This window comes from Pseudomonas nabeulensis, from assembly GCF_004682045.1.
Lineage (GTDB): Bacteria > Pseudomonadota > Gammaproteobacteria > Pseudomonadales > Pseudomonadaceae > Aquipseudomonas > Aquipseudomonas nabeulensis.
The window spans coordinates 62,984-70,864 of sequence record NZ_QUZT01000036.1 but is presented as its reverse complement, the minus strand read 5'-3'; the positions used below and the strand labels follow the sequence as shown (position 1 = coordinate 70,864).

Genomic DNA, 7,881 nt, shown 5'->3' with positions numbered 1-7,881 from the left:
GCGAGAAAAGTTTGCGCAACTTTATCCTGATGGTCAGCGACCAGACGCATCGACTAAAAGCCTTCCTCCCTGATCAACTCAATCAGAGCCCGCAGCCCCGCCGGCACATGACGCCGTCCTGGATAATAAAGACGTAGCTTGTCAAACGATGGTGTCCACTCTTCAAGAACGCGTACCAGGGTTCCCGCTGCCAGATCGGCAGCCGCATTCCATTCTGTTAAATAGGCCAACCCAAACCCGGCCCGGGCCGCCTTAAGCATCAGGATCGGATTATCCAGTGTCATGGGGCCCTGCACGTCAACAGCAATGGCCTCACCGTGCCGCTCGAACTCCCATCGGTAAATCGCGCCGCTTGGCATACGGCAGCGAATGCACTCATGGTTGTTCAAATCCAGCGGGTTCAGCGGGGCGGGGTGTTTGGCGAAATAAGCAGGGCTGCCCACTACCGCAAAACGCTGCCGTGGGCTGATATCCACCGCAATCATGTCTTGTGGAATGCTGTCGCCCAAGCGGATTCCTGCATCAAAGCCCTGGGCGACGATATCCACCAAACGCCCTTCAGTGACGATATCCAGCTTCATCTGCGGATAACGACGCAGGTACTCCAGCAACAGTGGCATCACCTGCTTGGCGGCGCCTGATGAGGTATTTAGCCGCAAGGTTCCTGTAGGTACTGCCTGTCGGTTGCCTGCTTGCTCAAGTGCGATGCGAATGGTCGAGAGGGCTGGGGTAATCGTGCTGACAAACTCAGCACCCACTTCCGACAACGAAACACTCCGAGTCGTACGGTTGAACAGCCGTACCCCCATCCGCGCCTCCAGCCCGGCAATGGAATGGCTCAGTGCCGACGTCGACACATTCAATTCCGTCGCCGCCGCGCGGAAGCTCTTATGACGTGCCACGGCCAACACCGCTTCCAACTCATTCAGCCCAGATGTGCTCATTGTCCTGAATTACTCATCAACTCATGCGGTTTTGTATGGATTATCAGGTCAATCATAGTGGCTTACCGTAGGGCACACCAACTGAGTGCCTTCGGAGGCCCTATGCAACAGATCAATCAGATCTACATCAACGGCCAATTTGTCACGCCCCACGGGGATGAGCTTTTCGACCTGTTCAACCCGACGACGGCCGAGCCCTTCGGCCAAGTTCGATTGGCCGATGAGCAAGATGCGTTGGAGGCTATTCGCGCGGCTAAGCAAGCCTTTCCTGAGTTTTCGCACACCACCAAAGCGACGCGAATTGATTACCTAAAACGCATGCACGCAGCGGTCGTATCCGTTGAAACAGAGCTTACCGAAGCCATCATCAAAGAGTACGGTGCACCCACCACCCGTGCGGTCTGGATGGCCAGGCATGCCGCGAATGTATTCTTGGAGATGGCGCAAGTGCTACAGGACTACGAGTTCACCCAGTCTATCGGCATCGCCGAAGTCACCCTGCAACCCCTGGGCGTCGCCGGTCTCATCACCCCCTGGAACAGCAACGCAGGCTTCATCTGCGGCAAGCTCGCCGCTGCGCTCGCGGCGGGTTGCACGGCCGTGATCAAACCCAGCGAAATGAGTGCCCTGCAAACATCTATCGTCACACGGGCACTGCATCAAGCCGGGCTACCTGCCGGTGTCTTCAACATTGTCACGGGGCGTGGCGAAACCGTAGGGGCTGTTCTGAGTACACACCCCGATATCGCCAAAGTCTCATTCACGGGCTCTACCGCCGTGGGTAAACACATCCTGCGCGCCGGTGCTGAAACCCTGAAACGCATTACGCTGGAGTTGGGTGGAAAGTCCCCGGTGTTGATTCTCGATGATGCGGACTTCAACACCGCCATCCCGATAGCCCTGCAAGCCGGCTTTATGAACAGCGGCCAAGCCTGTATTGCCGGCACGCGCATTCTCGTGCCCGAGCACCGCCTGGCCGAAGTCGAAGCGCTGGTCATCAAGGAGGCCGCCACTATTCGTGCAGGCGCCCCCCAAGACCCCAACACCCGCGTTGGTCCCATGGTCAGCCTCAAGCAATGGCAGCGGGTTCAGCGCTATATCCAGTTCGGCCTGGAGGAGGGCGCTCACCTGCTGGTGGGAGGGCCTGGCCTGCCTGATGGCATCGAGGCGGGCTGGTTCGTCAAACCTACCGTGTTCAGCCGCGTCACCAATCAGATGACCATCGCTCGCGAAGAAATCTTCGGTCCGGTGCTTTCGATCATCACCTACAAGGATGAGGCAGAAGCCTTGGCCATTGCCAACGATACGCCCTACGGCCTCCAAGCCTACATCCTTACCTCCAACGCGCCCAAAGCCCACATGCTCGCAGCCCGGATCGACGCCGGTCGCGTATTGATCAACACCCTGGCTCACGAACCCCGCGCACCCTTCGGAGGCTTCAAGCAATCCGGTATTGGCCGCGAATACGGCAGCTTCGGTCTGCAAGCCTTCCTGGAGCCCAAATCCGTCCTCGCCTGACAAAACAGCATGCCGTTGGGGAAATCGATGCAAAGTGTTTCTGCATTTTTGGTATGGTGCAGCACATTTTCACAGGGAATGGCCTTTTTTCCGCAGGACGCGGCGTCGACCTTCTTCAACGAGATGCTGTAGAAATGCCTGAAGCGATACCCATCAAGGATCACGAAAAAGAAAACCGCCTGGTCAACAAGCGCCTGCTCGCCTGCGCGCTGTTGGTCGTCGGCATCACCTGCGCCTTGGTTGGGCGCCTGTACTTCCTGCAAGTCGTACAGTTCGACTACCACTCCACCATTTCCGAAAACAACCGCGTTCACGTGCTTCCGATCACACCCACACGCGGCCTGATCTATGACCGCAACGGTGTGGTACTGGCGGATAACCGCCCCAGCTACAACCTGACCATCACCCGCGAACGCACCACCGACCTCAAGGGTGAGTTGGACGCCATCGTCAATCTGCTGCATTTACCTGCCGAAGACCGCGCTGTCTTCGACAAGGCCCTGAAGCAGGCACGCCATCCTTTCGTCCCGGTGACACTGTTTTACGAGCTGACTGAAGAACAGATCGCGGTACTGGCCGTCAACGAGTTCCGCCTGCCAGGCGTCGACGTTGAGCCGCAGTTCGTGCGCCACTACCCGCTGGGCGCGCATTTTGCCCACTCCATCGGTTACGTGGGGCGGATCAACGAGAAAGAGTCCAAGGCCCTCGATTCGGTGGAGTACCGTGGCACCCAGTCCATCGGCAAGACCGGTATCGAGCGTTTCTACGAGTCCGAGCTGCACGGCCATGTCGGCTATGAAGAGGTCGAGACCAACGCCCAGGGCCGCGTGCTGCGGGTGCTCAAGCACACCGACCCGATCCCCGGCAAAAACATCGTACTCAGCCTCGATGTGCACTTGCAGGAAGCGGCGGAGGAAGCCCTCGGCGACCGCCGTGGTTCGGTGGTGGCCCTCGATCCGCAAACCGGTGAAGTGCTGGCCATGGTCAGCAAGCCAAGTTTTGACCCGAACCTGTTTGTCACCGGCATCAGCTTCAAGGAATACGCTGCGCTGCATGACTCCATCGACCGGCCCCTGTTCAACCGTGTCCTCAGGGGCCTCTACGCTCCAGGTTCCACGATCAAGCCCGAAGTGGCCATCGCAGGCCTCGACAGTGGCGTCGTCACCGCGCAAACCCGCGTGTTCGACCCCGGTTACTACCAGTTGCCAGACTTTGACCACAAATACCGCAACTGGAACCACAGTGGCGACGGCTGGGTAGACATGGACGCCGCCATCATGCGCTCCAACGACACCTACTTTTATGACCTCGCCCACAAGCTGGGCATCGACCGCCTGCACGACTACCTGGCCGAGTTCGGTCTCGGCCAGAAAGTCTCGCTGGATATGTTCGAAGAGTCCGCCGGCCTGATGCCATCCCAGGCCTGGAAACGCGCCACCCGCCGCCAACCCTGGTTCCCCGGGGAAACCGTGATCCTCGGCATTGGCCAGGGCTACATGCAGGTCACACCGCTGCAACTGGCCCAGGCCACCGCGCTGATCGCCAACAAAGGCGTGTGGAACCGACCGCACCTGGCCAAGACCATCAATGGTGTGCCGCCGGTGGACGACAACCCGATGCCCAACGTCGTCCTCAAGGACCCGCGTGATTGGGAACAGGTCAACCACGGCATGCAACTGGTGATGCACGACCCGCGCGGTATCGCCCGCGCCGCCGCGCAAGGTGCGCAATACCGCATTGCTGGCAAGAGTGGTACCGCGCAGGTGGTGGCGATCAAACAGGGCGAGCGCTACGACCGTAACAAGACGTTGGAGCGCCATCGCGACAACGCCCTGTTCGTTGGCTTCGCGCCAGCCGAGCATCCGAAAATCGTGATCTCGGTCATGATCGAAAACGGCGAGGCGGGTGGTCGTGTCGCGGGCCCTGTGGTGCGGCAGATCATGGACGCCTGGTTGCTTGACCAGGAAGGTCATTTGAAGCCGCAATATGCCACACCGGCCAAGGCGCCTGGAGATCCAAAGGTTTAAGTCAGGCTTTCCACTCGTCCCACTGCTCTACGTCTGCATAGGCAAGCCAGGGTATGTCGTGGGATGTCCAGATGTGCGAAGTGGGCCTGACGCCCGGATCATCATCCAGCGTCGCCACTCGCACAATCACATGAGGTTGATGCAAACGTTCGGCCACCAGATGTGAGCCGCAGCGGGAGCAGAAATGCCTGAACTTGCCCGGTGAAGATTCATACGACGATAAGAGCGCCTCGCCTTGGGTCCAGCGAAAGTGTTCGCGCATCACGCCCGCCGTTGAAACGAACGCCGCCGCGTGGACCTTGCGGCAGCTTTGGCAATGACAGTGGCTGATGGGCATATCCAGGCCGTCCAGTTGATATTGCACGGCCTTGCAGGCACAACTTCCAAGGAGCGGCTGAGTCATAGTGCATCACCTCAAAAAGAGGGGACAATTTACCTTTCGCCGCGCGGTGACGCATCACATTGATACTCGGCAGGGCCTACGCACCACCGAAAAGGTTGCACATTATTCGATGTCGCCTACCTTCAATGAAGGAGGTGACTTATGCACGTATTGGATCGCATAGAACGAAAAGTCCTGCTCAACGTTCCACGTAAACAGGTCTGGGAAGCGCTGACCGACGCCGAGCAATTCGGCAACTGGTTTGGCATCGCCCTCAAGGGCAAAACCTTCACAGCGGGGGAGGCAATTGAAGCGCCGATCACTTATCCGGGCTACGAACATGTGATCTGGAAAGCCAGGATCGAACGCATCCTGCCGCAAACGCTGTTCTCTTTCTGGTGGCATCCCTTTGCGGTGGAGGAGGGCGTCGACTACGACCAGGAAACCCCGACGCTGGTGGAGTTCACCCTTGAGGATCGTGCGCCAGGCATTTTGCTGCGGGTGGTCGAGTCCGGCTTTGACGCAGTGCCCGAGGCTCGGCGGCAGAAAGCCTTCAAAATGAATTCCCGTGGCTGGGATGAGCAGATGGGCAATATCGAAACCTACCTGAGCCAGGCCCGCCAGGCTTGACCCAAACGGGCATCATCACGGATGCCCGTTTTTCACATCGGCTTAGAAGTCCACCGTGGCCGACAGCTTGGCCACACGCGGATCGCCCTGGGTCAGGTAGCCACCCAACGCCGATTCCCAGTACTTGGTGTTGGCGACGTTCTCCACGGTAGCGCCCAGGGTGACGTCGCGCTGAGCCACCTTGAAGTTGTAGCGCGCACCCACGTCGAAGCGGTTCCAGGTCGGTAGGCTCAGGGTGTTGGCCGCATCGGCGTACTGGCCACCGGTGCGCAGCATGCGTCCGTTGACGCTCACGCCTTGCAGGCCCGGCACATCCCAGTCCACGCCAGCGTTGAGTTGGAACGTTGGCACGCCGACCGCGCGGTTGCCGTCGTTGGTGCCGCCGGAAGTGCCGCTGACTTCGGTATGGATAACCGTCGCGCCGCCCAGCAGACGCAGGCCTGGGACTGGCTCACCGAACACGTTCAGCTCCACGCCCTTGTTGACTTGCTCGCCCTGGAACACAAAGGTCGCGGTGCCGTCCGAGTTCAGCTCGGAATAACCCTGGGTCGGTTGCTCAATACGGTACACACCCAGCGTTGCGCCGTAGCTGCCCATATCCACCTTGACCCCGGCTTCGGTCTGCTTCGAGCGAGCAGGTGCATAGGTCTGGTTTTTGTTGGTCACGCTTGCGCCGCCAAAGGTTGTCGGCGCCGTCGGCCCCGACGCCAAGCCTTCAATGTGGTTGGCATAGAACGACACATGGTCCCACGGCTTGAATACCAGGCCGTACACCGGCGTGGTGATGCCTTTGGCGTAATTGGCCGTGCGCTCACCGGTGCCATAGGCATAGCCCTGCACCACCAATTCCTGGCGACGCAGGCCGGCGGTGAACAGCAAGCGGTCATCCATAAAGCCGAAGGTGTCCGACACCGCCGCGCTGCGGGCGAAGGTCTTGGCGGTGATGCCCGGGTTGTTCAAGTCGCTGCCGCCGGTGGAGCCGCCCTTGGCCGGTTCGGCCACGTCGACCGGGTTGTAGATGTTCGTCGCGCTGCTGCCAGAGGCAAAGTCGTAAGCGTTGCGCGCCTGGGTCCAGATACCCGTCAACCCGACGTTCAACTTGTGGCTGATCGCGCCGGTCTGGAACTTGCCGTTGAGGCCGGCCATCAGGCTGGTGTTGTCTTCCTGGTGGGCGATCCGCGAGCCGGTCACCGTCGCGTTGCCTGCGCTGTCATTCAATGTGGTCGACGAATAACGGCCAATCTCATTGGTGTGCTTGGCGCCGCCTGCGACGTACGCGGTCCAGTTGTCATTCAGGTCGTACTCGGCACGCAGCATGCCGAAGGTGTCTTCGAGGCTGGTGGTGGCCCACTTGGGGGCATAGTTGGTGTCGGCGGAAGGGGCTTTGGGAATGCTGGTCAGCCCGCTGCCGAGGAACACTGAGTTACGCCCGCCGTTGACCTGCTCCTTCTGGTACACAAAGTCGCCGGACAAGCGCAGCGCATCGCCGCGATAATCCAGGCCCACCGAAAACAGCTTGGAGCGCTGGTTTTCGTCGTCTACGCCGGTATCGCCTTCGCGCTGGGAAAGGTTTACCCGTGCGCCAAAGCGGTTGTCTTCGCCGAAGCGCTGGCCGATGTCCAGGTGCTCGCCAAGTCGGCCGTCATTGCTGATATCGGTGCTGAAACGACGCAACGGCACATCGTCGGCGCGCTTGGGTTGCAGGTTCACACCGCCGCCGATGCCTGATCCGCCTGGCGTCACGCCGTTGATAAAGGCGTTGGGGCCCTTGAACACCTCAACCCGCTCCAGCGCGTCGGTGGACATCAACTGGCGCGGCAAGATGCCGTACAAACCGTTGAGGGAAATATCGTCGCCATTGAGCGGCAGGCCACGAATCACGAAGGCCTGGGACTGGTTGGCATAACCCGAGGCCTGGCGGACGGACGAGTCGTTGAGCAGCACATCGCCGACGGTTTCGGCCTGCTGGTCGCGGATCAGTTTCTCGGTGTAGGAAGACATGCTGAACGGCACGTCCATGATGTCCTGGTTGCCCAGCACGCCCAACTGGCCGCCGCGCGCCACTTGGCCGCCGGCATACACCGGGGGCAGGGCGTTCGGCGCAGGCGCCTCGGCGTTGATGTTGGTGGCACCCAATTCCAGTGTGTTGTCGTCCTGACGGTTGTTCGCATCCTGCGCAGTGACTGGGGCAGCGGCGTGAGCGGCAAGGCTCAGGGAGCAGCAAAGGGCGAGCAGCGTCGGGCGAAACGGCACGGCGAATGGAATGAGGGGCATGATCGATCCAGTGAGGAATAGGGCAACAACGTTGCGCGTCCTCGCTGCGCGGATACGACTCCGGCGCGAATGATAGTAATTGTTATTAACATTTTGCAACAATTTT

6 protein-coding genes are annotated in these 7,881 nt (G+C 60.0%); 3 read left to right on the top strand and 3 right to left on the bottom strand.

Features of this window, described 5'->3' with window-relative positions; genetic code table 11:
* Positions 1 to 53: 53 nt before the first annotated feature.
* Complete coding sequence (locus DYL61_RS18945) at positions 54 to 944, bottom strand: LysR family transcriptional regulator (protein ID WP_135309581.1); 891 nt, start codon at positions 942 to 944, stop codon at positions 54 to 56.
* A gap of 102 nt (positions 945 to 1,046) precedes the next feature.
* Between DYL61_RS18945 and DYL61_RS18940 the strand changes: the two genes are divergently transcribed.
* Both DYL61_RS18940 and mrdA read left to right on the top strand, forming a co-directional pair.
* On the top strand, positions 1,047 to 2,462 hold the full coding sequence (locus tag DYL61_RS18940; protein WP_135309580.1) for an aldehyde dehydrogenase family protein: 1,416 nt from the start codon (positions 1,047 to 1,049) through the stop codon (positions 2,460 to 2,462).
* 134 nt (positions 2,463 to 2,596) lie between these two features.
* Complete coding sequence (gene mrdA / locus DYL61_RS18935) at positions 2,597 to 4,489, top strand: penicillin-binding protein 2 (protein ID WP_135309579.1); 1,893 nt, start codon at positions 2,597 to 2,599, stop codon at positions 4,487 to 4,489.
* 1 nt (position 4,490) lies between these two features.
* On the opposite strand, the gene DYL61_RS18930 is transcribed toward mrdA, so the two are convergent.
* A complete protein-coding gene (locus DYL61_RS18930; protein WP_135309578.1) occupies positions 4,491 to 4,892 on the bottom strand; it encodes a GFA family protein in 402 nt (133 codons plus the stop codon).
* Positions 4,893 to 5,033: 141 nt separating this feature from the next.
* Here DYL61_RS18930 and DYL61_RS18925 point away from each other — a divergent pair, with 141 nt between their 5' ends.
* Positions 5,034 to 5,501 (top strand): SRPBCC family protein, encoded by a 468-nt coding sequence (locus DYL61_RS18925; RefSeq protein WP_135309577.1) that lies wholly within the window; start codon positions 5,034 to 5,036, stop codon positions 5,499 to 5,501.
* Positions 5,502 to 5,543: 42 nt separating this feature from the next.
* Here DYL61_RS18925 and DYL61_RS18920 read toward each other — a convergent pair whose 3' ends face one another.
* The gene (locus DYL61_RS18920; protein WP_135309576.1) at positions 5,544 to 7,775 is read right to left on the bottom strand and encodes a TonB-dependent receptor; all 2,232 of its coding nucleotides are present in this window, start codon (positions 7,773 to 7,775) and stop codon (positions 5,544 to 5,546) included.
* Positions 7,776 to 7,881 lie beyond the last annotated feature (106 nt).

What these genes read in the sequence shown, in the direction of transcription:
- DYL61_RS18945 (WP_135309581.1), bottom strand. Translation starts at nt 944, where the DNA reads ATGAGCACATCTGGGCTGAATGAGTTGGAAGCGGTGTTGGCCGTGGCA.
- DYL61_RS18940 (WP_135309580.1), top strand. Translation starts at nt 1,047, where the DNA reads ATGCAACAGATCAATCAGATCTACATCAACGGCCAATTTGTCACGCCC.
- mrdA (WP_135309579.1), top strand. Translation starts at nt 2,597, where the DNA reads ATGCCTGAAGCGATACCCATCAAGGATCACGAAAAAGAAAACCGCCTG.
- DYL61_RS18930 (WP_135309578.1), bottom strand. Translation starts at nt 4,892, where the DNA reads ATGACTCAGCCGCTCCTTGGAAGTTGTGCCTGCAAGGCCGTGCAATAT.
- DYL61_RS18925 (WP_135309577.1), top strand. Translation starts at nt 5,034, where the DNA reads ATGCACGTATTGGATCGCATAGAACGAAAAGTCCTGCTCAACGTTCCA.
- DYL61_RS18920 (WP_135309576.1), bottom strand. Translation starts at nt 7,775, where the DNA reads ATGCCCCTCATTCCATTCGCCGTGCCGTTTCGCCCGACGCTGCTCGCC.